Source organism: Streptomyces sp. NPDC000404, from assembly GCF_040300365.1.
GTDB classification, from domain to species: Bacteria; Actinomycetota; Actinomycetes; order Streptomycetales; family Streptomycetaceae; genus Streptomyces; species Streptomyces ramulosus.
On the sequence record NZ_JBEPDN010000012.1, the window covers coordinates 218,902 to 242,399 of the forward strand.

Sequence of the window (23,498 nt, forward strand, 5' to 3'; positions counted from 1 at the left end):
CCTCACGTCCGTACCAGAAAGGCCGCCGCGATGCCCAGCGATCTCGATCCGGGATCCACCATCTTCTTCACCCTGACCATCGACGGCGAGAGTCTGGGGTACTTCAACGGCTGTGAAGGACTCGCCTCCGAGGTGGAGATCGAGCACCACCAGGAGGGCGGCAACAACGGCTTCGTCTGGCAGCTGCCGTCCCGCGTCACCTTCTCCAGCATCCGGCTGACCCGGCCGCTGACCCCGGACACCTCGAAGGTCGCGGCCTGGATCTCGTCGGTGACCACCGGGGTGCGCCGTCCCACCGCGCAGATCGCGGCGTTGCGGGCGGACGGTTCGGTCGTCGCCCGCTGGGGGCTCATCGACGTCCTGCCGGTCCGCTGGCAGGGGCCGTCCCTCGACCCGGAGAGCCCGGGCGTGGCCACCGAGGTCCTGGAGATCACCCACCACGGCTTCACCGATGCGGGGGGTGCGTGATGGCGCCGGGTTCCGGCGGCAAGGGCGCGGGCAAGTCGCTGGTCCGCGCCTCACTCGCCATCCATCAGCCGCCGGTCGGCAAGAGCACCACGCCCGGCGCGCTGATGCGTACCTTCAGCTTCGACTTCAACCCCTCGCAGCTGTCGCTGAGCCAGCGCGCCGACTGGAAGGTGACGCCGGCGCCCGCCATCCGCGACGGTGCGCTCCCCGAGTTCATCGGCGCGTACGCCCGGGAGCTGAATCTGGAGATCTTCCTGGACTCCTCGGACAAGCCGGACAGCAACGAGGTCCTGAAGAAGGTCGAGGCGCTGCTCGACTGCTGTGAGGTGACGGCCGCGAGCATCACCGCGAAGCAGCCGTCGACGCCGTGGGTGGTGTTCGAGTGGGGCGGCTTCTCCACCGCGCACTTCACCGCGTACGTGGCCTCCGTCGACGTCTCGTACACGCTGTTCGGCACCACCGGGCTGCCGATCCGGGCCACCTGCCAGGTGCGGCTGGGCGAGATCCCCACCGACACCAAGGGGCAGAACCCCACCTCGGGCGCGCTGACCGCGCGGCGGGTGCACCGGCTGGTGGCCGGGGACTCGCTGCCGTCGCTGGCCTGGCGGGAGTACGGCGACGCCGGTTTCTGGCGGGCCATCGCCACCGCCAACGGCATCGACGACCCGTCACGGCTGTCGCCCGGCACCGAACTGATGCTGCCCGCGGTCGAGGAGGTGACCGGAGCATGACCCAGCTCTCCTATTCCAGCGTCATCCACGTCACGATCGGCGGCAGCCCGCTGCCGAAGCGGCTGCTGCCGTATCTGTCGGACGCCTGGGTGGACCTCGGCTCCGGCGTGCCCGGCGCCTTCCAGCTCACCTTCCGCGACCCGTACCGCAAGCTGCTCGGCGAAGCCGGCATCAAGATCGGCACCAAGGTCGCGCTGGCGCCGGTCGCCGACGGCAAGGGCGCGCAGGACCCGCTGATCAGCGGCGAGGTCACCGCCCTGGAGACGGAGTACGACGGCACCGGCACCTTCACCCTCGTCCGCGGCTACGACCTCGGGCACCGGATGCTGCGTCAGCGCCGGGTCGCCGGCTACACGCGGATGACGGCGGCGGCCATCGCCCGGAAGCTGGTCGGGCAGAGCGGCATCTCCGTCGGCAAGATCGAGGCCACGAAGGGGACGTACGACTTCCTCACCCAGGACAACGTCACCGACTGGGACTTCCTCTCCCGCCTCGCGGACGAGAACGAGAAGGTGATGTTCCTCGACCCGCGCGGGAAGTTCCAGTTCGTCACCCCCGACCGGGCGTCGGGCGCCCCCTCCGAGAGCACCCCGGGCGACAAGAGCCCGTACGTCCTCCAGGCTGGTGTCGACATCCTGCGCTGCCGCTCCGCCGTCACCGCCGCCGACCAGGTGCCGCGGACGGAGGCGCGCGGCTGGGACGTGCAGAGCAAGAAGGCGCTGCGGGAGCGGGCGACGGCGAAGGACAACCCCGGCTTCGCCATCGGCACCACTCCGGGCAAGGCGGCCGCGGCGTTCCCGACCTCCCCGCTCGTCGAGACGCATACGCCCTACGACCAGCAGGCGCAGGTCAAGCGGGCGGCGGAGGCGCTGGCCGACGACGTCACGGCGTCCTTCGCGGAGCTGGAGGTCACCGTGCGCGGCGCGCCGAAACTGCGGCCGGATACCCCGGTGACCCTCACCGACGTCGGCGAACCCTTCGAGGGCAAGTACACGGCGACGGGCGTGCGGCACGTCTTCGCCTCCGGGCGGCACTACGAGACCTGGGTGACCGTCAGCGGGCGCCAGTGGCGGTCGCTGTACGGCGTGGCGTCCGGCGGCACCGCGGCCGCCTCCCGGCTGCCGTCCGTCGCGAACGCGGTGGTCACGGACGTGAAGGACCCGCAGAAACAGGGCCGGGTCAAGCTGCGGTTCCCGTGGCTGGACGACACGTACGTCAGCGACTGGACGCGCACCGTGCAGCTGGGCGGCGTGAACGGCGGCGGCATCATGCCGCTGGACGTCAAGGACGAGGTCCTGGTGGCGTTCGACCGCGGGGCGCTGGATCATCCGTACGTCATCGGCGGGCTCTACAACGGCAAGGACAGGCCGGAGAACGGCGATGTGCCGCTGCACGACCGGCTCAGCGGGAAGGCGAGCCGGCACACCGTCGCCGACCGGGAGAACAACCGCGTCGATCTGCTCAGCCAGAAGAGCGGGCTGCGCAAGCGCGGGGTGCGGCTGCGGACCGGGGACGACCGGCTGACCGTCGAACTCGACCGCACGAAGACGCAGATCACCGTGGACAGCTCCGGAAGCGTGAGCATCAAGGGCAACACCACGGTGTCCGTGGAGGCCAAGGGCGATCTGTCGCTGCGCGCCGGCGGGGCGATGAACATGTTCGCGGGCGGGGCGATGAGCCTCACCGCGGGCGGTGCGATGTCCGTCAAGGGCGGCGCCGACCTGGCCCTTTCGGGCGGTGGCATGTTCAACCTGAACGCGGGCGGGGCGGGCACGATCGACGCCGGCGCGATGCTGCACCTGGCCGGCGGCGCCGATGTGAACGTGATCGCCGGTGCGGCGATGCAGCTCCTCGCGACGGGCAACATGACGGTCGTCGCCGCCGAGGTCATGCTCGGTGGCTATGTCACGGTCGACGGGGTGCCGGTGATCTGATGCCTGAACAATTCGTCGGATCCGGTTGGTCGTTCCCGCTGCGCATCTCGCCGACCGGGGGGATCGCCCTGGTCAGCGGGGAGCGTGAGGTGGAGGAGGCCATCCATCTGGTGCTGGCGACGGCGCCCGGTGAGCGGCCGATGCGCCCGGAGTTCGGCTGCGCCATCCACGACATGGTCTTCGCCCCGGTCAACGAGGCGACCGCCGGCCGGATCCAGCACGAGGTGCACACCTGCCTCGACCGGTGGGAGCCGCGTATCGAGGTGCACGACGTGGAGGTGACCGCCGGCGACGAGCCGGGCGTCCTCTTCATCGATGTGCGCTACACGATCCGCGGCACCAACAACCCCCGCAACCTCGTCTTCCCCTTCTACGTCATTCCCGCCCACGACGGCCCCGATCCCGGCCCCGACTCCCCCGGCCCGTCCACCGAAAGCGACCGCTGATGGCCCTGCCTTCCCCGAACCTCGACGACCGGCGCTTCCAGCAGTTCGTCGACGACGCCAAGCGCTACATCCAGCAGCGCGCCCCGGAGTGGACCGACCACAACGTGTCCGACCCCGGTGTGACGCTCGTGGAGACCGTCGCGCACATGGCCGACCAGATCGTCTACCGGCTCAACCGCGTCCCGGAGAAGAACCACCTCGCCTTCCTCGACCTCGTCGGCATCACGCTCTTCCCGCCGTCGGCGGCGCGGACGGCGGTGACGTTCTGGCTGTCCGCGGCGCAGGACGAGCCGGTGCGGGTGCCGCTGGGCACCGAGACCGCGACGGTGCGGGCGGACAACGAGGACGCGGTGGTCTTCGCCACCGAGCGGGAGCTGACGGTGGTGCCGTCCTCGCTCGCGCATCTCGCGGTGCAGAACGAGGGGCAGCCGGTCACCGACCGGACCGCCGACCTCCAGGAGGGCCAGGACCTGCTCTGCTTCGCCGAGGCGCCGCGGCCGGGCGACTGCATGCTGCTGGGGCTGAGCGCCGCGGTGCCGCACTGCGCGGTGGCGCTGCGGCTCGACAGCCGGGTCGACGGCGTCGGTGTCGACCCGCGGCAGCCGCCGCTGGTGTGGGAGGCGTGGACCGCCGACGGCTGGGCGGCGTGCGAGGTCGACCAGGACTCCACCGGTGGCCTCAACCGGCCCGGTGACGTGGTGCTGCACGTGCCCGGCGGCCATGTGCTGTCCCGGTCGGGGCGGAACGAGGCGGGCTGGATCCGCTGCCGCGTCACCGAGGCGGCGCCCGGCCAGCCCTTCTACACCACCTCGCCCACGGTGCGGTCGGCGGAGGCGTTCACGGTGGGCGGCACCGTCCCCGCGGTGCACGCCGAGACGGTGTACGACGAGACGCTCGGCGAGTCCTCCGGGCTGCCCGGCCAGCGGCTGCGGCTGGCCCGTACGCCCGTCGTCGGCGACGACCCGCCGCTCCACCTCCAGGTCGCCGAGTACGACGGCTGGACGGACTGGCAGGTGGTGCCGCACTTCGCGGCGTCCGGGCCCGACGACCGGCATGTGACGCTGGACGCCACCACCGGGGAGATCGCGTTCGGCCCGTCGGTGCGCGAGCCCGACGGGACGCTGCGCCGCTACGGCGCGATGCCGCAGAAGGGCGCCGTGATCCGCGCCCGCCGCTACCGCACCGGCGGCGGCCGCACCGGCAACGTCGCCCGGGGCGCGGTGCGCGCGCTGCGCGACTCCGTCCCGTACGTCGCCGAGGTGATCAACCGGGAGGCGGCGCGCGGCGGGGTCGACGGCGAGAGCGTCGAGGAGGCGCGGGCCCGCGCGCCGATCACGCTGCGGGCGCAGGACCGCGCGGTGACGCTGCGGGACTACGAGGAGCTGGCCCGGCGGGCGGCGCCCGAGACGGCCCGGATCACCTGCCTGGCGGGCGACGAGGAGCAACACGGCGCGTACGCGGTGCGGGTGCTGGTGGTGCCGCAGGCGGTGCCGGACCCGGGCGGACGGCTGCGGTTCGAGCAACTGGTGCCCGCCGACTCGCTGCTGGAGCGGGTGACGCGGTATCTGGACGACCGGCGGCTGATCGGCACCCGGCTCGCCGTGGGCCCGCCCTTCTACCAGGGCGTCACGGTCGTCTCCACGCTGCACGCGTTCCGGGGCGTGGACGTGGACCGGGTGCGGCGCGAGGCGCACGACGCGCTCTACCGCCATCTCGATCCGCTGACCGGCGGCGCGGACGGCACCGGCTGGCCGTTCGGGCGTCCGGTGCAGGCGGGCGAGGTGTTCGCGGTGCTCCAGCGGGTGCCGGGCGTGGAGTTGGTGGACGAGGTGCTGCTGCACCCGGCCGACCCGCTGACCGGCCGGCGCGGCGACCAGTCGGACCGGATCGATCTCGACCCGTCGTCGCTGGTGTTCTCCTTCGACCACCGGGTCCGGGTCATCGGGGACGCGTCGTGAGGGGCTCGGTGGACGGGCTGGCGTCGTCGGCGCCGCTGGGCCCGATGCTGCCGGCGGTCTTCGCGCAGGACGCGCTGACGCAGCACTTCGTCGGGGGTCTGGACGAGGTGCTGGCGCCGATCGTCAATGTCCTGGACTGCCTGGACTCCTATTTCCGGCCGTCGCTGGCGCCGGCCGACTTCACCCGCTGGCTGGGCTGGTGGGTGGGGGCCGACACCGACGGCATCGACGACGGCGACGCCGCCGGTCAGGCGCGGCTGCGGGCCGCGGTGGCCGCGGCGGCCCATCTGCACCGGGTGCGCGGCACCCGCCGCGGGCTGGCGGAGACGGTGCGGCTGGCGTTCGGCGTCGCACCGGAGATCTCCGAGAGCGGCGCGGCGGCGTGGAGCGCCCGCCCGCGCGGCCCGGCCCCGGGCGAGCCCCGCCCGCGGCTGCACGTCACGCTCCGGCTGCCCGCGCCGACCGCCGCGGACACCCACCGGCTGGACGCCCTCGTGGCGGCCGCCCGCCCCGCCCACATGCCGTACACCGTCGAGGTGCTGACGGCGGAAAGGACCTGACCGACATGAGCAACAGCCCGTCCTCCGGAGCCTCCGGCAAGGACGCGCGCCCGGCGGCCTGCGAACAGTGCGGTACGCCGCACGAGGCGGGGCAGCCGTTCTGCGACACCTGCGGCGCCGTCCTGCGCTGGACGCCCGGCGGCGTCCGCCCGGCCGCCGCCGCGCACCGGCCGCCGCCCGGCCCGGACGAGGACACCGCCGGTCTGCCGTCCGCCCCGGGCCGCCCGGCCGCGCCGGACGCCGCATCCGACACCGCGGACACCGGCCGGGAGCGGACGGCGGGCTCCTCCGGCACCGGCGGCACGGCCGGGTCCTTTGGAACGTCCGGCACCGGTGCGGCGGAGGGCCCCGGTCCGGCGGCCGCGCCCGGGACCGGGACCGCGTCCGGGACCGCGTCCGGCACCGCGTCCGGGACCACGCCGCTGCCCGGCGCCTCCGATCCGGCCGAGGACGAGCGGGCCCGCGCCCGGGCGTTGCTCGTGCCGGTCGACGATCCGCAGGGGGAGCCGGAGCGGCCGTCCGTGGCGCCCGTGCTGCCGGGGCAGCCCATCGCGGCGCGGCCGCAGGTCCGGGCGCCGGGCGAGTATCAGACGGTGGACGGGACGGCCTGTCCCTGGTGCGGTACGCCCAACCGGCCGGACCGGCACTTCTGCTGCCGCTGTGCGATGCGGATGGCGTCGTCGCCCGACGGGCCGGTCCGGCTGCCGTGGTGGCGGCGGCTGTTCGACCGCCGCAACCGGGAGCAGCCGTGGGCCGGGGACCGGCCGCGGCTGCGGTGGCAGCTCGGCCGGATCCTGCGGTGGCTGGTCACGGCCGCGGCGCTCGGCCTCGTCGTGTTCGGGCTGTTCCACGTCGACGAGGGGATCCAGGCGGTCAAGGACCACTTCGCCAAGCGGGCGCTGGTGAGCCCGGAGGCGGCCACCGCGTCCCGGTCGTTCGCCAAGCACGGGCCCGACCAGGCGTTCGACCCGTTCAGCAACACCTGGTGGGGGCCCGGGGTCTCGCCGGGGACGGGGAACTGGCTGGAGGCGCGGTTCTCGGACCCGGTGCGGCTGCTGGACATCGGCATCACACCAGGTGAGTCCTCGCACGCCGAGGCGCTCGACAAGTCGGCGCAGCCGCACCGGATCACGGCGCAGATCACCATGGACAACGGGCACACCGCCACCCAGGTCATCAACCTCGACCAGGGCAGCGGTTTCCAGCACCAGAAGTTCCGCTACGGCGATGTGGTGAAGGTGCGGCTGACCGTGGACTCGGCGTACGGGACGGGGCCGGACAAGCAGGTGGCCATCGCCGCGGTCGAGTTCTTCGGGCCGTCGCACAGCCAGAGCTGACGACGCGGGCGCGCGGGGCCCGTCCGGGAGCGGGCGGGCCCCTTCGCACACGCCCGCGCGCCGGGTCCGTGCACACCGCCCCGACCTTCTCTACAGTGTTGTAGATTTTGGGTTTCCGCAGCCGGGCGGGCGCGCCCGCGGCACGCCCGTCATCCGGTGGCACCGCCCGGCTCACCGTCACGACAGAGGAATCTGATGTCCGTAAACCTGAGCAAGGGCCAGAAGATCAGCCTGAGCAAGTCCGACGGCGGCGCGCTCACCCTCGTGCGGATGGGGCTGGGCTGGCAGGCCGCGGGCCGCAAGGGGTTCTGGGCCAAGCTCACCGCCAAGGAGATCGACCTGGACGCCTCGGCGGTGCTCTTCGCCGGGCAGCAGCCCGTCGACGTCGTCTTCTTCCAGCATCTGATCAGTGACGACGGCTCGGTCCGGCACACCGGCGACAACCGCGTGGGCGGCGCCGGTCAGGGCGGTGACGACGAGTCGATCCTGGTGGACCTCGGGAAGGTGCCCGGCAACGTCGACCAGATCGTCTTCACCGTCAACTCCTTCACGGGCCAGACGTTCCAGGAGGTCCAGAACGCCTTCTGCCGGCTGGTCGACGAGACCACCGGCCAGGAGCTGGCCCGCTACACCCTCGACGGCGGCGGCGCGCACACCGCGCAGATCATGGCCAAGGTGTACCGCTCGGACCAGGGCTGGCAGATGGCCGCCCTCGGCTCCCCGGCGAACGGCCGCACCTTCCAGGACCTGATGCCGTCCATCGCCGCGCACCTGTGACGCGTGCGCCGCACCCGGCGGGGACCGGGTGCGGCGCGGTCGCCTTCCCGGGGGCGCGGCAACCGTGCCGCTCCGACGGCGATTCCTAGAACGCCCCCGCGATCGCCGCGCCCAGGAACGCGGCGCCGAGACCCGCGGCGAGTTGGGCGGCGACGTTGGCCGCCGCGAGGAACCGCGCACCGTCCTCGGCCAGCCGCAGCGTCTCGTACGAGAAGGTCGAGTACGTCGAGAGCGCGCCGCACAGCCCGGTGCCCAGGGTCAGTTGCACCTGCGGGGGGACGGCGCCGGACGCCGCGGCGCCGGTGATCAGGCCGAGGATCACGCACGCCGAGATGTTGACCGTGAAGGTGCCCCAGGGGAACACCGAGTCGTGGCGTGCCTGGACGGCGCGGTCGGTGAGGTAACGCAGCGGGGCGCCGACCACGGCGCCGGCGATGACGAGCAGCCAGTTCACCGGCGCACCTCGCTCCGCGTGTACCGCAGGGTTTCGCAGACGTCCAGGGTGACCAGACCGTCGCCCACCACCTCGTCGAGCTGCGGCAGGAAGCCGCGGATGCGCTCCTCGGTGTCGATGAGGACGACGGCGACCGGCAGGTCCTCGCTGAGCGACAGCAGGCGGCTGGTGTGGATGACGGACGAGCCGCCGAAGCCCTCGATGCCGTGGAAGACGGAGGCGCCGGCGAGCCCGGCGGCGCGGGCGCGGTGGACGATCTCGACGAAGACCGGCTTGTGGTGCCAGGTGTCGTGCTCCCCGACGTAGACGGTCGCCCGCAGCGCGGATCCGGTGAACCTCACTTCTGCCTCCCTACGACGACCCGGCGGGTGACCGTCGCCGCGAGGGTCACGGACACCAGCGCCGTGACGACGGTCAGCGCCAGATAGGCGAGCCCGGTGCGGGCCCGGCCGTCGGCCATCAGCCGCTGGATCTCCACGGCGTAGGTGGAGAACGTGGTGAAGCCGCCGAGCACGCCGGTGCCGAAGAAGGGCCGCACCAGGCGGTGGGCGGCCCAGACCTCGCTGATCAGCACCATGAAGACGCCGATGACGGCGCAGCCGAGGGAGTTGACCGCGAGCGTGGTCCAGGGGAAGCCGCCGCGCGGGGTGGGCCACAGCAGCGAGGCGCCGTAGCGGGCGCAGGCGCCGAGGGCGCCGCCGAGGGCGACCACGCCGACGACGGCTCCCTGGCCGCTCAGCGGATTGCGGCGCCGCGCGGGCGGGCGGACGCCGATATCGGGGTCAACGGGGTCGTCACACACCGGTTCCTGGGCCTTCACCATGCGTCTCTCCTACTCGCGGCGCTCCGTCGCCGGGCGCACATCGTCGCAAGTAGGGACCGTTGGCGGCATGTCGCCGCGGTTGGGTACGGCGGGCCCCACCGCCGTGCAGCGCCCGAAGGCGCCGCGTGGCTCCACGGTACCTCCGGGCTGCCGGAGAGCTGTACCGGGGGCTGGCCGAAAAGCATCCACGGGGACGAGGCGGGCGCCCGTACCGCGTACGGAGCCTCCCACGGGGCGGGATGCCGGTGGGCGCAGGGCGTGCGGGCCGGTTCCGCGGCCGTCCGGTGCGGCCGGACCGGACGCCTTCCGCACCAGGTCACCTGCGGTTCCGGGCGCCGTCTGCGGGCATCGGCGCGGCTTCGCGACGGATTCCACGGGCGACGGAACGCGCACGGCGGCGGCGCCCGCGGCGGGCCGGGCGACGGCGGCCGCACCGCTCCGCCCGAGCCCGCCACCCCGCCTGCGGCCCCGCTCCGGACGCCTCCGGACGGCTCCGTCCCGGGGGCCACTCCCCCACCCACCGCCACCACCGAATCCGTTCCGCCACCTCCACCACGACACCAATACCTCCCCATCACCCCCTCCCCGCAACGGATTTCGTCGTCTTGCGAATTTCATATGAAACCTTGACGGACCTCTGGGACAGGGGTTTCATTCGGTCACCGAAACGGCGACCGCGCCTCGGCTGCGCTTCCCGGGTCGCTCCGCTTCGTGGCACCACCTCTTCGGCACGCACCTCGGCCGCTCGCACGATGGGACACGGATGACCACTACGCCCTCCACACCCGTTGCCTCCGCGACCCCCGCGGCGGATCCGCATCCGGTGCCGGCGGCCGGAGCGGATACGGACGCCGCGGCCGGCGAAGCCCCCAAGCTCAACCGGTCGATCGGCGTGGTGGGCGGCACCCTGCTCACCCTCTCCTGCCTGACCCCGGCGTCCTCGCTCTTCGTGATCGTGCCGGACTCCTTCGCGACGCTGGGCACCGGCACCGCGCTCACCATCGCCATCGCCGCCGTGCTCTGTATCGGCGTCGCGTTCGCCTACTCCGAACTGGGCACCCTGATCCCCAGCTCCGGCGGGGAGTACGCGATGGTCGGCACGTTGATGGGGCGGCTCGCCGGCTGGCTGGTCTTCGTGCTGTCGCTGATCGTCGTCATGATCGTGCCGCCGATCATCGCGCTGGGCACCGCCGACTACCTGGCCCCGCTGACCCCGCTCGATCCGCAGTGGACGGCCGCCGCGGTGATGCTCCTCGCCACCGCCATGGGCCTGCTCGACCTGCGGGCCAACGCCTGGATCACCGGCGTCTTCCTGGTCCTGGAGGTGGTGGCCGCCGCGGTCGTCGCCTTCCTCGGCTTCAGCCACACCAGCCGCCCGGCGTCCGTCCTGGTGCACCCGGTGATCGCCACGCCCGACGGGCACAGCACCGCGCTGACCGCGGGCCTGGTGGTGACCGGCCTGGCCACCGCGCTCTTCATCCTCCAGGGCTTCTCGACGGCGGTGTACCTCGCCGAGGAGATGGAGAACCCGCGGCGCAACGTCTCCCGTACGGTCCTGTGGACGCTGGGCATCGGCGCGGCGGTCGTGCTGGTGCCGGTCGTCGCGATCACGCTGGGCGCCCCGGACCTGGCGACACTGACCTCGGGTGATGTCGCGGGCATGGTGGAGTCCTGGAGCAATTCCGCGGTCGGTACGTTCGTCAGCCTCTGCATCGCGCTGGCGATCATCAACGCGGCGATCGTGATGGTGATCCAGAACTCCCGGGTGGTCTTCGCCTCGGCACGCGACGCGGCCTGGCCGAGCGGCGTGGGCCGGCTCCTGTCCCACCTCGGGCAGCGCTTCGGCTCCCCCTGGGCCGCGACGCTGGCGGTGGGCGTGCCCGGTGCGGCCCTGTGCTTCGTCAACCTGGACATGCTGAGCGAGGTCACCGGCGTCGCGGTCGCGGCGATGTACGTCTTCGTGGCGCTGGGCGCGCTGGTCTCGCGGCGGGGCGCGCACCGGCACCGCGCGGCCTGGCGGATGCCGCTGTGGCCGGCGGTGCCGGCGCTGCTCGTACTGGTCCTGGTGTGGGTGCTGTGGCAGCAGAGCGCCGAGAGCCTGGCGATCACCGGCGCGATCGTCGCGGCGGCGGCCCTGTACTGGGCGTGCTACCTGCGGCCGCGCCAGGACACCCACTGGGTGATCTCGGTACCGGAGGAGGAGGCCGGGGAGGGCGCCTGAGCGGTGCGGCGGGCGGACACCCGGACGGGCCCGGCGGGCGCGGTCACCGACCCGCGCCCGCCGGACCCCGGCTCACCGCCACTCGCCCTGGGCCACCTCGATGTGGTCGTGCAGGGTGTCGGCGGCGCTCAGCTCCGCCGCGCCCGTGGTGACCAGGCAGAGCAGCAGCCCGGCGGCGACGGCGCGGCGCAGCCGGGGCGCCGGGCGGGCGCCCACCTCACGGCCGAGCAGCGCCGCGACCCGGCGGGGCACCGGTCCGGCGGTGGCGGCCAGGACCGTACGCGGCCCGGGCGCGGGGCCGCCCGCGAGCGCCGCCCGGCCGACCGCGCGGGCGGTCAGCGTCCGGTCGCCGACGGCGTCCGCGGCGGCCTCGTCGGCGATCCGCTCCAGCGCGTACCCGAGCGGCGCGCACAGACCGCGCAGCGCCGGATGGCAGCGGGCGGCGAGGTCCGCGGCGGCGAGCAGCAGATGGTGACGGCCGCGCAGATGGGCGCGTTCATGGGCGAAGAGCGCCGCGTGCTCGGCCGGTTCCAGGGCGGCCAGCATCGCGGTGGTCACCACGATCCGGTCGGGCCGCCCGGGCAGCGCGAAGGCGTCCGGCCGCTCGTCGGACACCACGGCCAGTTCGCCACCGGCCGGCCCGGCCCATGCGCGGGCGGCCCGCAGGTCGGCGCGGTGGGCGCGCAGGCGGACCGCCACCGCGACGGCGCTCGCGCCCAGCAGTGCGGCGGCCGCCGCCGAGAGGGCGACGGTCACGGCGGGCGGACCGTCGGTGAGCGGGGTGAGCAGGTCACCGGCGGCGGCCACCCACGGCAGGTACGACGCGCCGGGGACCGTCAGCAGCGCCAGCGCCGCCGCGGTGCAGAGCGCGAGCCCCACCGCGACGCAGACCAGCAGCGCGGCGGCGCGGCGCGGTGCGAGGGCGTCGGCCAGCCGCCGGGCCGCCGGGACGGCGAGGAACGGCGCGAGCAGCGGGATCCACACGAAGGACATCACGGGCGGTCTCCGGCGGGGCCCTCGTCGAGCAGGGAGCGCAGCAGCCGCTCGTCCTCGTCGGAGAGCTGGGAGACGAACCGGGCGAGCACGGCGCCGCGGTCCTCGTCCTTCGCCAGCTCCGAGTGCATCCGGCGGGCGGTCAGCCCGGGGGCGTCCTGGGCGGGTGCGTAGGCGTAGCCGCGGCCGGAGCGGGCGCGGACGACGCTGCCCTTGTCGTGGAGGCGGCTGAGGATCGTGGTGACCGTGGTGCGCGCCAGCGACGCGCCGAGCGCCTGCTGGACCTGACCGGGGGTGAGCGGACCGTCCGCCGCCCACAACACGGCGAGCACCCCGGATTCCAGCTCACCGGCGGGCCGCCGTTCCTTGTCCGCGCCGCTCATCGGGTCTCCTCCCTGCCGCTCATGGCGTCCAGCCTCCCATATCGTCGTCTACAGTGGCGTAGTCGGTCTACTGGCGTGTAGACACTCACGCCGTCCGGTCCAGGCCTCCCTCCGGGGCGGACGGCGGACCGAAGGGCCCGCACGCGGGGCGCCGCACGGCGCCCGCCCACCGGCGCCCGTCCCTCCTCCGCTCACAAGGAGCTGCCGTGACCCTTCCGCTCGCCGCCGGCGGAGCCTCCCTCGACGGGGGGCTCTACCTCTGGGTGACCGATCTCGCCGCGCACGCCCCGGCCCCGTGGAACACCGCGGTGTCGGTGTGGACGGACTTCGGCCTCGGCGCGTTCGCCCTGTGCCTGGCCGTCGCCTGGTGGCGGGCGCGCACCGCCCAGGACCCGGCCCGGATGGCGCGGGCGCTGGCCGTACCGGTGGCGATCGTCGCCGCGTACCTCGTCAACGACCTGGTCAAGGCGGTCTTCGACGAACGGCGGCCGTGCCAGGTGCTGCACGCCGTCACCGTCCAGGCGTGCCCGCCGCCGGGCGACTGGTCCTTCCCCAGCAACCACGCCGCCATCGCCGGCGCCGCCGCCGTGGCGCTCCTCCTGGTGGACCGGCGCATCGGCGCGCTCGCCGCGGTGCTGGCGCTGCTGATGGCCGCGTCCCGGGTGTGGGTGGGCGCGCACTATCCGCACGACGTCGCGGCCGGACTGGTGGTCGGTGCGGTCGTGGCCTGCGCGGTGTCCGTCCCGGCGGGCCGCGCCGCGCCGCTGGTGGAGCGGCTGCACGCCACGCGGCTGCGGCCGTTGGTGACGGCGGCGTAGCGGCGAACGACGGGCGGCGGGCGGCTCAGGCCGTCCGCCGCCCGCCTCCTGCGCGGGCCCCGGCCGGCCGCGGGCGCCCGCACTCCACCCGCGGGCCACTCGTCCTCCCGCCCCGGAGCACCGCAGCCCCCCCGCCCCTCACTCCCCCGCGGCCAGGGCGCGCCCCCGTGCGGCCGTCACCAGTTCGACGGCCTGTTCGCGGGTGCGGCCCGGTACCGCGTTCCAGTCGCCGATCAGCGCCCGCCAGCCGCGGTGGCGCAGTTCGCCGAGGATGTGGGCGGCGGCGCGTTCCGCGGCGTCCTCCGATCCGACGCCGAGCGCCACCGCGCCGAGGAGCGCCCCGCAGACGCACCGGCGCCCGCGGCGGTCCCGCAGCCGGTGCGGGCGCTGCTGCCAGCCCCAGGTCCGGAGGATCTCGGCGGTGACGGCGAGTTGGGTGCTCGGCCGGTGGGCCAGGCCCGGGCGGCGGCGGTGCGCCCAGTCGGGCAGCGCACGGGCGAACCGGCCGGGCAGCCGCACCTCGACGTCCGGGCGGGTCCCGTGGCGGGGCACCGCGCGCAGCGCCTCGGCGACCAGTTCGTCGACGGTGGCGCGGGTCAGCCGCCGGGCCGCCGGATCGGCGGGCGCGGTGCGCGCCCAGCCCGCGGCGATGCCGTCCCACGCGGCCCGCTCCCGGGCGTTTGCGCCCCCGGATTCCGGGCCGGCGCCCCGGCGGACGGGATCCCGCCCCGCCGAGTCCGGCCCGGCGCCCGGGCCCGGCCCGGCGTCCACCAGGCGGGCGGCGGCCCGGTCGAGAGCGGTGACGGTCAGCTCCGGGACGGGCATGAGGTCCCCTTCGCGGTGCGCGGGATGGCTGTGCCGCGACCACCGCGGCACACCGGAGACCTTATGTCCCTATTTGCGGTTTTTCTTCTTACGTGCGCCTCGCGTCTCGCGTGCGCCTCGCGTCCGGAAGAGGCCCGAGCCGGGCGCGCCGGTTCGGTCTCCGGCGAGCGGCGCGGCCCGCGCGCCGATCGGGCTCCGGCGCGCGGGCCGCCGCTCCGAGGTGACGGGCGCTCAGCCGCGGCCGCCCGCCGCCGGGGGCCAGGCCTGGAAGCGCTTCGGGCGGGGCGGGGCGTAGGTGCGCGCCTTGGAGGTCTTCAGGCCGAGGCGGACGAGGGATTCGGCGATGGTGACCGCCGCCGCGACGCCGTCCACCACGGGCACGCCGGTCCGCTCGACGACGCGTTCGCCCAGCCCGGACATGCCGCCGCAGCCCAGGCAGATCACCTCGGCGCGGTCCTGCTCGACGGCGCGGGCCGCCTCCTCGGCGATCGCCTCGACCGCGGCCGCCGGGTCGCGCTCCAGGTCGAGCACGGCCAGGCCGCTGGCGCGGACCGAGGCGCAGCGGGCGGCGAGCCCGGCGAGGGTGAGCCGGTCCTCGATCAGCGGGACGGCCCGGTCGAGCGTGGTGACGACGGAGTAGCTGCGCCCCAGGAACTGCGCCGTGGAGGCGGCCGCCTCGGTGATGTCGACGACCGGGACGTCCAGCAGCTCCTGGAGCCCCTCGCGGCCGTGTTCGCCGTAGCCCGCCTGGATCACCGCGTCGTACGGATCCCGGTAGGCGCGGACGGTCTCCATGACGGCGACGGCCGCGAGGTGGCTCTCGTAGTTGCCCTCGACGGACTCGGCGCCGAACGCCGGGGTGAGCGGCACGATCTCGGTGCCGGGCGCGGCGACGGCCGCCGCCTGTGCGCCGATGCTCCGCGTCATCGATTCGGTGGTGTTGACGTTGACGACCAGCAGCCGCATGAGGGGTTTCCTGTTTCGCTAGGGGTTTTCGGTGGAGCGGGGCGCGTTACGCGCTGGGCACGGCGATCTCCTCGCCGTCCACGTCCTCATGCGGGTGGCGTGCCCGGCCGGGCACCGCCACGTAGAGCACCGCGGCGAGCACCGCGCCGAGGAACCACGAGAAGCCGGAGACGGCGGAGAAGTACGGGACGAGGGCGACCGCGACGGCGACGGCGGCCGAGGGGACGAGGGCGGCGACGGCGCGCGGGTTGACGCCCGAGCGGTAGGCGTAACTCGCCCGCGGGTCCTCGGTGTAGAGGTGCGGGACGTGCACGCGGGTCCGGCGGATCAGCCAGTAGTCGGCCTTCACGATGCCGAATACCGGGCCGAGCAGCGCCCCGAGCCCGCCGAGGAAGTACTCGACGACGACCGGGCTGTCGTAGAGGTTCCACGGCAGGATCACCAGGCCGATGACGGCGCTGACGACGGCCGCGCGGCGGAAGTCGAGCCGCTGCGGGAAGAGGTTGACCAGGGCGTAGACGGGTGCGACGAAGTTGGCCATGAGGTTGACCGCGACCGTCAGCACGATGAGCGCCAGCGAGGCCAGGACCAGCAGGAAGGTGTTGGGGATCGTCCGCACGATGTCGTCGGAGCCCGCGATGATCCGGCCGTTGATCTTGAACTGCGCGCCGCTGAGCACGACCACGATGCCGGCGAAGAACATCATGTTGACGGGGATGCCGATGAGATTGCCCAGCAGGATCGAGCGGTGGGATCTGGCGGAGCGGGTGAAGTCGCAGAAGTTGAGGACGAAGGTGCCGTAGATGACGACCCACAGCGCCGCCGCCTCCAGGATGTGCAGCCAGCGGTCCGCGCCGGTGAAGGGGTGGCCCGCGTCCATCGCCAGCGACCAGTCCGCCTTGGCGAACATCCACACCGCCAGCGCCAGCATCGTCACGAGGACCGCCGGCGCCGCCACCGCGATGTACTTGCGGATGACGTCCATGCCGTAACTGACGATCAGCACCTGGACGAGCCAGAGCACGAGGAAGGAGGCCCAACCGAGCGCCGGCAGACCGAGCAGCGAGTGCTGCTGCCAGGAGCGCAGCCCCGGCGCCACCGCCACCAGCAGCGTGGAGAGCACGGACGAGGCGAGATAGGTCTGGATGCCGAACCAGGCGATGGCCACGCCGCCGCGTACCACCGCCGGGAGCTTGGCGCCCCGGATCCCGAAGGCGATCCGGCTCATCACCGGGAACGGCACGCCCGTCTTCGCCCCCATGTAGCCGGAGAGGCTCAGCAGCCCGAAGAGGAAGACGGAGGCGAGGACGAAGGCGGCGAGGATGTCCCAGACGCCCATGCCGAGGGCGAACAGGCCGATCGCGAAGGCGTAATTGCCGAGGCTGTGCACGTCGTTGGCCCACAGCGTGAAGACGTTGTACCCGCTCCAGCTGCGACCGGCCTTCTTGGTGGGGGCGAGATCGGGGTTGTAGAGCCGGGGACTGGTGTCGGTGCCCGCGGTGCCCGCCGCCGGGCCGGCGAGCGGCGTCCCCTCCGTGCGCGATGCGCCCTGCGTTGCGGTCACACCAGCCGCCTTTCCAGAAAATTTTCCGGTATACAGAAATCAAATTCCGCTGAGGTGACGGGGACGCTACGGGCGGCTTGACGCGGCGGTCAAGAGGCGTGCAGAAGAAAAACGCAGGTGGGGTGCGTCACAGAAGATGCGGCTGCGGGAGCGCCGTAAAGGGCGGACGAGCCTTGATGGGATACCAAACACCAGATCCGGCTCCACGCCCAGCAGATGAGGCCGACATCACGGCCGTCCGGCGACCGACGGCGGGGCGACATCGGCCACCCCTTCGCGCCACCTGGCCGAAGTGTGCCGGTCAGCGCCGTATCACCCCTCCGGACCAGGCATACTTCAGTCATTGCGCAATCCGGGAACCATAGGATCGCGGAAACCGAAGGACGCCGTACCGGACGGCAGTTGTGGAGGACGAGATGACGGTGGCCCTGACCAAGGGCGGCAATGTGTCGCTCAGCAAACAGGCCCCCGGCCTGACCGCCGTGCGGGTGGGGCTGGGCTGGCGGACCGAAGCCACCGCAGGCACCGGCTGCGACCTGGACGCGAGCGCGCTGCTGTGCGACGCCTCCGGAAAGGTGCTCTCCGAGGAGCACTTCGTCTTCTTCAACAACCTCCGCAGCCCCGAGGGCGCGGTGACCCTCGCCGCCGCACCGAACGACGGCAGCGGCGACGACGCCCGGATCGACATCGACCTCACCGCGGTGCCCGCCGCCGTCACCAAGATCGTCTTCCCGGTCTCGCTCTACGAGGCGGAGACCCGCGGGCAGAGCTTCGCGCAGGTCACCGCCGCCCACATCCGGGTCACCGGCACCGACGGCACCGCCCTCGCCCGCTACGACCTGCACGGCGCGGGCGGCGCCGAGACCGCCATGGTCTTCGGTGAGCTCTACCGCCACGGCGCGGAGTGGAAGTTCCGCGCCATCGGCCAGGGATACGCCTCCGGGCTCGCCGGCATCGCCCAGGACTACGGCGTCGACGTCCTGCGCCCCGAACCTGCCGCCCCGGCACCGGCCGCCGCGCCCCCGGCGCCGCCCGCGCCCGCCATGCCCCCGCTCCCCCCGGAGCCCGCCGCCTTCCCCCCGGCCGCTCACGCCACCGTGCCGGACCCCGCATCCCACCCCGCACCGATCGGAGACACCGACATGACCTGCTTCTTCGACCCCTCGCACGGCCCCGGCACGACGCCCGTCATGTGGTCGCCGCAGTGGGGCGTCCCGCGCCAGATCACCTCCTGCCCCGGCTGCGCCCAGCGCGTCCAGACCACCCCGCCGCCGTACTACACCGCACCGCAGCAGGGCTACCCCCAGGCCGGCTACCCCCAGCAGCCCACCCAGCCGGGCTACCCGCAGGCGGCGCCCGCACAGCCCGGCTACCCGCAGCCCGAACAGCCGCAGCAGGGCCGCCGGTTCGGCACCGGCGCGCTCATCGGCGCCGGTGCGGCCGGTCTGGTCGGCGGCGCGCTGCTCAACGAGGCGTTCGACGACGACGAGCCCGATGTGATCGTCAACAACTACTACGAGGACTGAGCCCACCGCGGGCGGCCCGGGCGGCGGCGAAGTGCCGCGCCCCCGGCCCTCCTTGAAACCGCCGCGGCGCCCGGCCACCACCCCCGGCCGGGCGCCGCCGCGTCCGCCCGCGCCGCCGCCCGACGGGCCCGGCGGCCGCGCGCCGGGTGCCCACGTAGGATCCGCTTGTCAAAGGTCAAGGATCTGCCGGGCGGACGGTGGACGTGCGGCGATCGGGGTGGCATCGATGAGGCTCTGCTTCCTGGTGGAAGAGCAGTACCGCCATGACGGAATGCCCCGGGAGGTGATCGCCCAACTCGGCGCCTGGGGCCACACGGTGGACGTCATCCGGCCCGGCCGCGCGCTGCTGCCGCTGACCTCCGCCCTCACCGCCGGCGACCACGACGCCTGGGTGCTCAAGACCGTCTCCGGCGGCCCCGGCCTCACCCTGCTGGAGGCCGCCGCCCACACCGGTCTGACGACGGTCAACGACGTCCGGGCCATCCGCGGCGTCCGCGACAAGGCGCTCGCCGCGGTCATCGCCCGCACCCACGGCCTGCCCGTCCCGGTGACGTACGCGGCCGCCCGCGCGCAGGAGTTCGCGCGGCTGCCCGAGGCGGAGTTCCCGCTGGTCGTCAAGCCCGCCGACGGCAGCTCCGGCCGTGCCGTGCGGCTGGTGCGCGATCCGGGCGAGCTGACCGCCACGGACCACGAACCCACCACCGGGCTGCTGATCGCCCAGCCCTACGTCCCCAACTCCGGCACCGACCTCAAGGTCTACAGCGTCGCCGGGGAACTGTTCGCCACCGAGCGCCGCTCCCCGCTCCACCCCGGGCACGCGGTCCGCGAGCGGTGCGTCCCGCTCTCCGCCGAGGTCGCCCGGATCACCGCCGAGACGGGCGCCGCCTTCGGACTCGACCTCTACGGCGTCGACGTCCTGTACGGGCCCGACGGCCCGGTGGTCGTCGACATCAACGACTTCCCCAGCTTCCGTCAGGTCCCGGACGCCGTCGCCCGGGTCTCCGCCGCCGTCCTCCGCCTCGCCCGCCGCGATCCCGGCGCCCTGACCGCCCCGCCGCTCCCGGTCCCGGTCACCGTCCCCGCACAGCCCGCGGCGCGCTGACGCCCCGCCCGCCCGCGCGGGGCCCGGCCGCCGCCTGGACCTGCGGAATTGCGAAAGTTAGCAATTGGTTAGATGCTGTCGTGATGAGCTTTGCACTGTGGCCCGGCCACCGGGAGGAACGGTGATCGCGGGGCTGGAATCGCTGCGGCAGCGGCACGTCCTGACCCTGCCCACCGTTCCCGCCGCGGTCCGGGTGGCGCGGGAGACCGCCGAGCAGGTCCTCGCGGAGTGGCACATCGGCGCGCACCACCCGACCGTCGGCCCGGCGCTGCTGATCCTCGCCGAGCTGGTCACCAACAGCGTCCGGCACGCCGCGCCGCTCTCCACCCAGCTGACCGTCGTCTACGCGGCCCGCCGCGACCGGCTGGTCGTCGCGGTCCACGACCGGCACCCGTACCTGCCGACGCTGTACGGCGCGCGGGTCGGCAGCGACGGCGGCGGACTGGCCACCGTCATGGAGCTCACCCTCGGTCTGGGCGGCACGGCCGGGGTGGTCCCGGACGAGGACGGCAAGGGCAAGACCGTACGGGTCGCTCTGCCGCTGTGAGCCGGGCGCGGGCCTCCGGGCGCCCTCGCCGGGCCGCCTGCGGTGACCGGCGGAGTTGATAATCTTGGCGATTGCCGAGGTCACCACGTCGGCCTCAGGTGGCTTCGGATTCCCGCGCGCGTCGGCCGCCCGTCACCGCGCGGGAGGAGGAACCGATGTCGTCGACGAGCGGATGGACGCGGTACGCCGCGGAGGGCCCGGCCGGGCCCTCCCGCCGCGCCGGAGAAGTGGGGGCGCGATGAGCACGCCGCTGTACCAACTCAAGGCCGAATTCTTCAAGACGCTGGGGCATCCGGCACGCATCCGCGTTCTGGAGCTGCTGAGCCAGCGGGAGCACGCGGTGGCGGAGCTGCTGCCCGAGATCGGCCTCGAACCGGCACATCTGTCCCAGCAGCTCGCGGTCCTGCGGCGGGCGAAGCTGGTCACCACCCGCAAAGAGGGCTCGACCGTCCACTACTCCCTGGCCAACCCGCAGGTCGCGGAGTTGCTCAGGGTCGCCCGGACGATCTTGACGGGCGTCCTCGCCGGCCAGGCCGAGCTCCTCGCCGATCTCCGGGCGACCACGGACGAGGCCCCGAAGCCGTAGCCCGGGGCGGCAGGAGGGTGCGCACGGGGCGCCGCGCCCCGGGTGCCACAATGCCTCCATGAGCAACAACGTATTTTTCGACATCACCATTGACGGCCAGGCCGCGGGCCGCATCGTTTTCAAGCTGTACGACGACGTCGTGCCGAAGACCGCCGCCAACTTCCGCCAGCTGGCCACCGGCGAGCACGGCTTCGGTTACGCCGGTTCCGGCTTCCACCGTGTCATTCCGCAGTTCATGCTCCAGGGCGGCGACTTCACCAACCACAACGGCACCGGCGGCAAGAGCATCTACGGCGAGAAGTTCGCCGATGAGAACTTCCAGCTCAAGCACGACCGCCCGTTCCTGCTGTCGATGGCGAACGCCGGCCGCAACACCAACGGCTCGCAGTTCTTCATCACCACCGTCGTCACCTCGTGGCTGGACGGCAAGCACGTCGTCTTCGGCGAGGTCGTCGAGGGCCAGGACCTGGTGACGAAGATCGAGGGCCTCGGCTCGCAGAGCGGCGCCCCGAAGGCCAAGGTCACCATCGAGAAGTCCGGCGTCGTCGCCTGACACCCGCACCACCGACGGGGCCACCGCCCCGCGGCCGAGCGCGCCCCCGGCACCACGCCGGGCGGCGCGCTCGGCCGTTTCCGGTGCGGGGAACGCGCCAATCTCCGGCCGGATCGCGCCGCGGGTGCCCGCGTCAGCGGTCTTTGCGGATGCGCTCGTTGCAGCGGTCGGCGGCGCGTTCGCCCAGCACGCCGAGGACGGCGCGCAGCCGGCGCGCGGGCGGCTGGTCGTCGGCCGCGACATCGGCGCCGGTCACCGTCGCCGGGGCGTCGCCGCGGGGCAGTGCCCGGGCGACCGCGGCCATCAGGCGGGCGGTGGTCACCGGGGCGACGCCGCCCGCCACGGCGCCGAGCCGGGCGGCCGGGGTGAGGACGATCCGCGGGCGGCGGCGCCGCATCCCGGCGACGATCCGGTCCGCGGCCCGTTCGGCGTCCACGGACAGCAGCGGCAGCCCGGCCAGCGCCGAGAACCAGGCGTACTCCCGCCGCCGGTCGCCGCCGAAGTACGCCCGCACATGCGCACCGGTCCGCACCGGCCCCGGATGGACGGCGGTGACGGTGACGCCGTGCGCCGCCTCCTCGGCGCGCAGCCCCGCCGCGAGGGCGCCGACGGCCGATCCGGCGCAGGCGCGGGGCACCAGATGCGGTGTGGGCACCGGCGCGCCCACCGACCCGATCAGCCCGAGGCGGCCGCCGACGGGGCTGCGCCGCAGGTGGGGCAGGGCGGCGAGGGCGGTGTGCAGGGCGCCGGTGAAGACGGCGTCCAGGGCCCGGCGGAAGCCGTCGGGGCCGAGCGCCGCGGCCGGGCCGACCTGGAGGAGGCCGGCGTGGGCGACGACGATGTCGATGCCGCCCTCGTCCTCGGCGATCTCCGCGAACCGGTCGCCGACCGCCGCCGCGTCCCGGACGTCGCAGACCACCCCGCGCACCGGGCCCCCGGCGCTCCGTCCGGCGAGCCGGACCGCCCGGTCGAGTTCGGCGGCGTCCGGGGCGAGCAGCACCACCCGGCAGCCGTGCTGCGCGAAGCGGCGGCCGAGGAGGAGGCCCAGGCCCCGGGAGCCGCCGGTGACGACGGCGGTGAGGCCGCCGATGTCCGGTGCGGCGGTCAGCGCGTCGCGGGCTCTGGTCATGGCGCACCTTCCGTGGCGCCGTCGCGTCCTCCGGGCGGCGCACGGCCGCGCGGCGGCGGCGGGCGGGGTGGGAGCGGGGATTTCCGGGACCACGGTACGTCGGCGGGGGCCGCGGCGCGCGGTGGGCGGGCGCGGGCGGCGGGGCCCGGTTCCGGGTCCGTTCACGGGAGCGGCCGCCGCCCGATGGCGGTGCGGGCGGGGAGCGGACAGCATGTGCCGGGAGCGGGCCGGTGCCGTGCCGAGGCGCCGGGCCCGGCGGCCGGTGCCTGCCCGGCGTCATGTCGTGCCCTTGGAGGAACCCGACGCCGGGCCCGGCGCCCGCCGCCTGCCCGTTCCTCGTCCACCGGCCCCGACCGTGAGGTGTGCCCCATGTCGAAGCCTCCGCTGCCCGAGGCGGCGATCGCCGTGCTGGCGAAGGCCAACCCCGCCGTCATCGCGACCCTGCGGCCGGACGGCCAGCCCGTCTCCACGGCCACCTGGTACCTCTGGGACGGCGGCCGGGTCATGGTCAACATGGACGAGGGCCGCCGGCGGCTGACGCATCTGCGGGCCGATCCGCGGGTGACGCTCACCGTGCTCGACGAGGGCAACTGGTACACCCATCTCAGCCTCATCGGCCGCGTCGCCGAGCTGCGCCCGGACGAGGACCTGGCCGATATCGACCGGCTGTCCCACCACTACCTCGGCACCCCGTACCCGCGGCGGGACCGGGCCCGGGTCACCGGCTGGATCGAGATCGAGCGGTGGCACGGCTGGGGCACCCTCAAGGACAGCGCGCAGGCCGGTTGACCGGGGCC

Annotated in this window: 25 protein-coding genes; 16 read left to right on the forward strand and 9 right to left on the reverse strand. The window is 74.1% G+C overall.

Features of this window, described 5'->3' with window-relative positions:
- Positions 1-30 precede the first annotated feature (30 nt).
- From ABT345_RS23850 to ABT345_RS23885, 8 genes are all read left to right on the forward strand, one after another.
- The gene (locus ABT345_RS23850; protein ID WP_030278852.1) at positions 31-468 is read left to right on the forward strand and encodes a phage tail protein; all 438 of its coding nucleotides are present in this window, start codon (positions 31-33) and stop codon (positions 466-468) included.
- Entirely contained in the window at positions 468-1,199 is a 732-nt protein-coding gene (locus ABT345_RS23855; RefSeq protein WP_345091298.1) for a CIS tube protein, read from the forward strand. Before ABT345_RS23850 ends, ABT345_RS23855 begins: the two co-directional genes overlap by 1 nt.
- Complete coding sequence (locus tag ABT345_RS23860) at positions 1,196-3,133, forward strand: VgrG-related protein (protein ID WP_345091301.1); 1,938 nt, start codon at positions 1,196-1,198, stop codon at positions 3,131-3,133. Before ABT345_RS23855 ends, ABT345_RS23860 begins: the two co-directional genes overlap by 4 nt.
- Positions 3,133-3,579 carry a GPW/gp25 family protein gene (locus ABT345_RS23865; protein ID WP_345091304.1) on the forward strand — a complete coding sequence of 149 codons (447 nt, stop codon included), beginning with the start codon at positions 3,133-3,135 and terminating at the stop codon, positions 3,577-3,579. The genes ABT345_RS23860 and ABT345_RS23865 overlap by 1 nt, the downstream gene beginning before the upstream one ends.
- On the forward strand, positions 3,579-5,537 hold the full coding sequence (locus ABT345_RS23870; RefSeq protein WP_345091307.1) for a putative baseplate assembly protein: 1,959 nt from the start codon (positions 3,579-3,581) through the stop codon (positions 5,535-5,537). Before ABT345_RS23865 ends, ABT345_RS23870 begins: the two co-directional genes overlap by 1 nt.
- Positions 5,534-6,097, forward strand: a complete 564-nt coding sequence (locus tag ABT345_RS23875; protein WP_345091310.1) for a phage tail protein — start codon at positions 5,534-5,536, stop codon at positions 6,095-6,097. Before ABT345_RS23870 ends, ABT345_RS23875 begins: the two co-directional genes overlap by 4 nt.
- Positions 6,098-6,102: 5 nt before the next feature.
- A complete protein-coding gene (locus tag ABT345_RS23880) occupies positions 6,103-7,434 on the forward strand; it encodes an NADase-type glycan-binding domain-containing protein (RefSeq protein WP_345091313.1) in 1,332 nt (443 codons plus the stop codon).
- Positions 7,435-7,629: 195 nt separating this feature from the next.
- Positions 7,630-8,211, forward strand: coding sequence for a TerD family protein (locus tag ABT345_RS23885; RefSeq protein WP_345091316.1), 582 nt, complete (start codon positions 7,630-7,632; stop codon positions 8,209-8,211).
- An 85-nt stretch (positions 8,212-8,296) separates the two neighbouring features.
- Here the strand turns inward: ABT345_RS23885 and crcB (ABT345_RS23890) are convergent, their stop codons facing one another.
- The 3 genes from crcB (ABT345_RS23890) to crcB (ABT345_RS23900) are packed head-to-tail and all read right to left on the reverse strand — an operon-like array spanning position 8,297 to position 9,488.
- Positions 8,297-8,665 carry a fluoride efflux transporter CrcB gene (gene crcB / locus ABT345_RS23890; RefSeq protein WP_345091318.1) on the reverse strand — a complete coding sequence of 123 codons (369 nt, stop codon included), beginning with the start codon at positions 8,663-8,665 and terminating at the stop codon, positions 8,297-8,299.
- Positions 8,662-9,006, reverse strand: coding sequence for a DUF190 domain-containing protein (locus ABT345_RS23895; RefSeq protein WP_345091321.1), 345 nt, complete (start codon positions 9,004-9,006; stop codon positions 8,662-8,664). The genes crcB (ABT345_RS23890) and ABT345_RS23895 overlap by 4 nt, the downstream gene beginning before the upstream one ends.
- On the reverse strand, positions 9,003-9,488 hold the full coding sequence (crcB, locus tag ABT345_RS23900) for a fluoride efflux transporter CrcB (RefSeq protein ID WP_345091323.1): 486 nt from the start codon (positions 9,486-9,488) through the stop codon (positions 9,003-9,005). The genes ABT345_RS23895 and crcB (ABT345_RS23900) overlap by 4 nt, the downstream gene beginning before the upstream one ends.
- A gap of 763 nt (positions 9,489-10,251) precedes the next feature.
- Between crcB (ABT345_RS23900) and ABT345_RS23905 the strand changes: the two genes are divergently transcribed.
- Complete coding sequence (locus ABT345_RS23905; protein WP_345091326.1) at positions 10,252-11,709, forward strand: APC family permease; 1,458 nt, start codon at positions 10,252-10,254, stop codon at positions 11,707-11,709.
- 72 nt (positions 11,710-11,781) lie between these two features.
- Here the strand turns inward: ABT345_RS23905 and ABT345_RS23910 are convergent, their stop codons facing one another.
- Both ABT345_RS23910 and ABT345_RS23915 read right to left on the reverse strand, forming a co-directional pair.
- Complete coding sequence (locus ABT345_RS23910) at positions 11,782-12,702, reverse strand: M56 family metallopeptidase (protein ID WP_345091329.1); 921 nt, start codon at positions 12,700-12,702, stop codon at positions 11,782-11,784.
- Positions 12,702-13,085: a BlaI/MecI/CopY family transcriptional regulator gene (locus tag ABT345_RS23915; protein ID WP_345091332.1), complete on the reverse strand. Its 384-nt coding sequence runs from the start codon at positions 13,083-13,085 to the stop codon at positions 12,702-12,704. The genes ABT345_RS23910 and ABT345_RS23915 overlap by 1 nt, the downstream gene beginning before the upstream one ends.
- Before the next feature lie 206 nt (positions 13,086-13,291).
- Between ABT345_RS23915 and ABT345_RS23920 the strand changes: the two genes are divergently transcribed.
- Positions 13,292-13,903, forward strand: coding sequence for a phosphatase PAP2 family protein (locus ABT345_RS23920; RefSeq protein ID WP_345091335.1), 612 nt, complete (start codon positions 13,292-13,294; stop codon positions 13,901-13,903).
- A gap of 138 nt (positions 13,904-14,041) precedes the next feature.
- Here ABT345_RS23920 and ABT345_RS23925 read toward each other — a convergent pair whose 3' ends face one another.
- The 3 genes from ABT345_RS23925 to ABT345_RS23935 all read right to left on the reverse strand — a co-directional run bounded on the left by ABT345_RS23925 (position 14,042) and on the right by ABT345_RS23935 (position 17,258).
- Positions 14,042-14,728: a DUF6197 family protein gene (locus ABT345_RS23925; RefSeq protein WP_345091338.1), complete on the reverse strand. Its 687-nt coding sequence runs from the start codon at positions 14,726-14,728 to the stop codon at positions 14,042-14,044.
- Between the two features lie 231 nt (positions 14,729-14,959).
- Positions 14,960-15,694, reverse strand: coding sequence for an aspartate/glutamate racemase family protein (locus ABT345_RS23930; RefSeq protein WP_345091340.1), 735 nt, complete (start codon positions 15,692-15,694; stop codon positions 14,960-14,962).
- A 46-nt stretch (positions 15,695-15,740) separates the two neighbouring features.
- Positions 15,741-17,258, reverse strand: a complete 1,518-nt coding sequence (locus ABT345_RS23935) for an NCS1 family nucleobase:cation symporter-1 (RefSeq protein ID WP_345091343.1) — start codon at positions 17,256-17,258, stop codon at positions 15,741-15,743.
- Positions 17,259-17,674: 416 nt separating this feature from the next.
- On the opposite strand from ABT345_RS23935, the gene ABT345_RS23940 reads away from it, so the two are divergent.
- From ABT345_RS23940 to ABT345_RS23960, 5 genes are all read left to right on the forward strand, one after another.
- Positions 17,675-18,784, forward strand: coding sequence for a TerD family protein (locus ABT345_RS23940; protein WP_345091345.1), 1,110 nt, complete (start codon positions 17,675-17,677; stop codon positions 18,782-18,784).
- A gap of 226 nt (positions 18,785-19,010) precedes the next feature.
- The gene (locus ABT345_RS23945; RefSeq protein WP_345091347.1) at positions 19,011-19,886 is read left to right on the forward strand and encodes an ATP-grasp domain-containing protein; all 876 of its coding nucleotides are present in this window, start codon (positions 19,011-19,013) and stop codon (positions 19,884-19,886) included.
- Between the two features lie 121 nt (positions 19,887-20,007).
- Positions 20,008-20,433, forward strand: a complete 426-nt coding sequence (locus ABT345_RS23950) for an ATP-binding protein (RefSeq protein ID WP_345091349.1) — start codon at positions 20,008-20,010, stop codon at positions 20,431-20,433.
- Positions 20,434-20,671: 238 nt separating this feature from the next.
- Positions 20,672-21,019, forward strand: a complete 348-nt coding sequence (locus tag ABT345_RS23955) for an ArsR/SmtB family transcription factor (protein ID WP_345091352.1) — start codon at positions 20,672-20,674, stop codon at positions 21,017-21,019.
- Between the two features lie 58 nt (positions 21,020-21,077).
- Positions 21,078-21,572: a peptidylprolyl isomerase gene (locus ABT345_RS23960; RefSeq protein ID WP_345091355.1), complete on the forward strand. Its 495-nt coding sequence runs from the start codon at positions 21,078-21,080 to the stop codon at positions 21,570-21,572.
- A 133-nt stretch (positions 21,573-21,705) separates the two neighbouring features.
- Here the strand turns inward: ABT345_RS23960 and ABT345_RS23965 are convergent, their stop codons facing one another.
- On the reverse strand, positions 21,706-22,701 hold the full coding sequence (locus tag ABT345_RS23965) for an SDR family NAD(P)-dependent oxidoreductase (RefSeq protein WP_345091358.1): 996 nt from the start codon (positions 22,699-22,701) through the stop codon (positions 21,706-21,708).
- A gap of 369 nt (positions 22,702-23,070) precedes the next feature.
- Between ABT345_RS23965 and ABT345_RS23970 the strand changes: the two genes are divergently transcribed.
- Complete coding sequence (locus ABT345_RS23970) at positions 23,071-23,490, forward strand: PPOX class F420-dependent oxidoreductase (RefSeq protein ID WP_345091361.1); 420 nt, start codon at positions 23,071-23,073, stop codon at positions 23,488-23,490.
- The last annotated feature ends 8 nt before the right edge of the window (positions 23,491-23,498 follow it).

Coding starts and splice junctions, on each gene's coding strand:
- crcB (WP_345091323.1), bottom strand. CDS start 9,488: ATGGTGAAGGCCCAGGAACCGGTGTGTGACGACCCCGTTGACCCCGAT.
- ABT345_RS23910 (WP_345091329.1), bottom strand. CDS start 12,702: ATGTCCTTCGTGTGGATCCCGCTGCTCGCGCCGTTCCTCGCCGTCCCG.
- ABT345_RS23855 (WP_345091298.1), top strand. CDS start 468: ATGGCGCCGGGTTCCGGCGGCAAGGGCGCGGGCAAGTCGCTGGTCCGC.
- ABT345_RS23955 (WP_345091352.1), top strand. CDS start 20,672: ATGAGCACGCCGCTGTACCAACTCAAGGCCGAATTCTTCAAGACGCTG.
- ABT345_RS23905 (WP_345091326.1), top strand. CDS start 10,252: ATGACCACTACGCCCTCCACACCCGTTGCCTCCGCGACCCCCGCGGCG.
- ABT345_RS23940 (WP_345091345.1), top strand. CDS start 17,675: ATGACGGTGGCCCTGACCAAGGGCGGCAATGTGTCGCTCAGCAAACAG.
- ABT345_RS23945 (WP_345091347.1), top strand. CDS start 19,011: ATGAGGCTCTGCTTCCTGGTGGAAGAGCAGTACCGCCATGACGGAATG.
- ABT345_RS23960 (WP_345091355.1), top strand. CDS start 21,078: ATGAGCAACAACGTATTTTTCGACATCACCATTGACGGCCAGGCCGCG.
- ABT345_RS23925 (WP_345091338.1), bottom strand. CDS start 14,728: ATGCCCGTCCCGGAGCTGACCGTCACCGCTCTCGACCGGGCCGCCGCC.
- ABT345_RS23965 (WP_345091358.1), bottom strand. CDS start 22,701: ATGACCAGAGCCCGCGACGCGCTGACCGCCGCACCGGACATCGGCGGC.
- ABT345_RS23865 (WP_345091304.1), top strand. CDS start 3,133: ATGCCTGAACAATTCGTCGGATCCGGTTGGTCGTTCCCGCTGCGCATC.
- ABT345_RS23970 (WP_345091361.1), top strand. CDS start 23,071: ATGTCGAAGCCTCCGCTGCCCGAGGCGGCGATCGCCGTGCTGGCGAAG.
- ABT345_RS23885 (WP_345091316.1), top strand. CDS start 7,630: ATGTCCGTAAACCTGAGCAAGGGCCAGAAGATCAGCCTGAGCAAGTCC.
- ABT345_RS23880 (WP_345091313.1), top strand. CDS start 6,103: ATGAGCAACAGCCCGTCCTCCGGAGCCTCCGGCAAGGACGCGCGCCCG.
- ABT345_RS23860 (WP_345091301.1), top strand. CDS start 1,196: ATGACCCAGCTCTCCTATTCCAGCGTCATCCACGTCACGATCGGCGGC.
- ABT345_RS23850 (WP_030278852.1), top strand. CDS start 31: ATGCCCAGCGATCTCGATCCGGGATCCACCATCTTCTTCACCCTGACC.
- ABT345_RS23915 (WP_345091332.1), bottom strand. CDS start 13,085: ATGAGCGGCGCGGACAAGGAACGGCGGCCCGCCGGTGAGCTGGAATCC.
- ABT345_RS23930 (WP_345091340.1), bottom strand. CDS start 15,694: ATGCGGCTGCTGGTCGTCAACGTCAACACCACCGAATCGATGACGCGG.
- ABT345_RS23870 (WP_345091307.1), top strand. CDS start 3,579: ATGGCCCTGCCTTCCCCGAACCTCGACGACCGGCGCTTCCAGCAGTTC.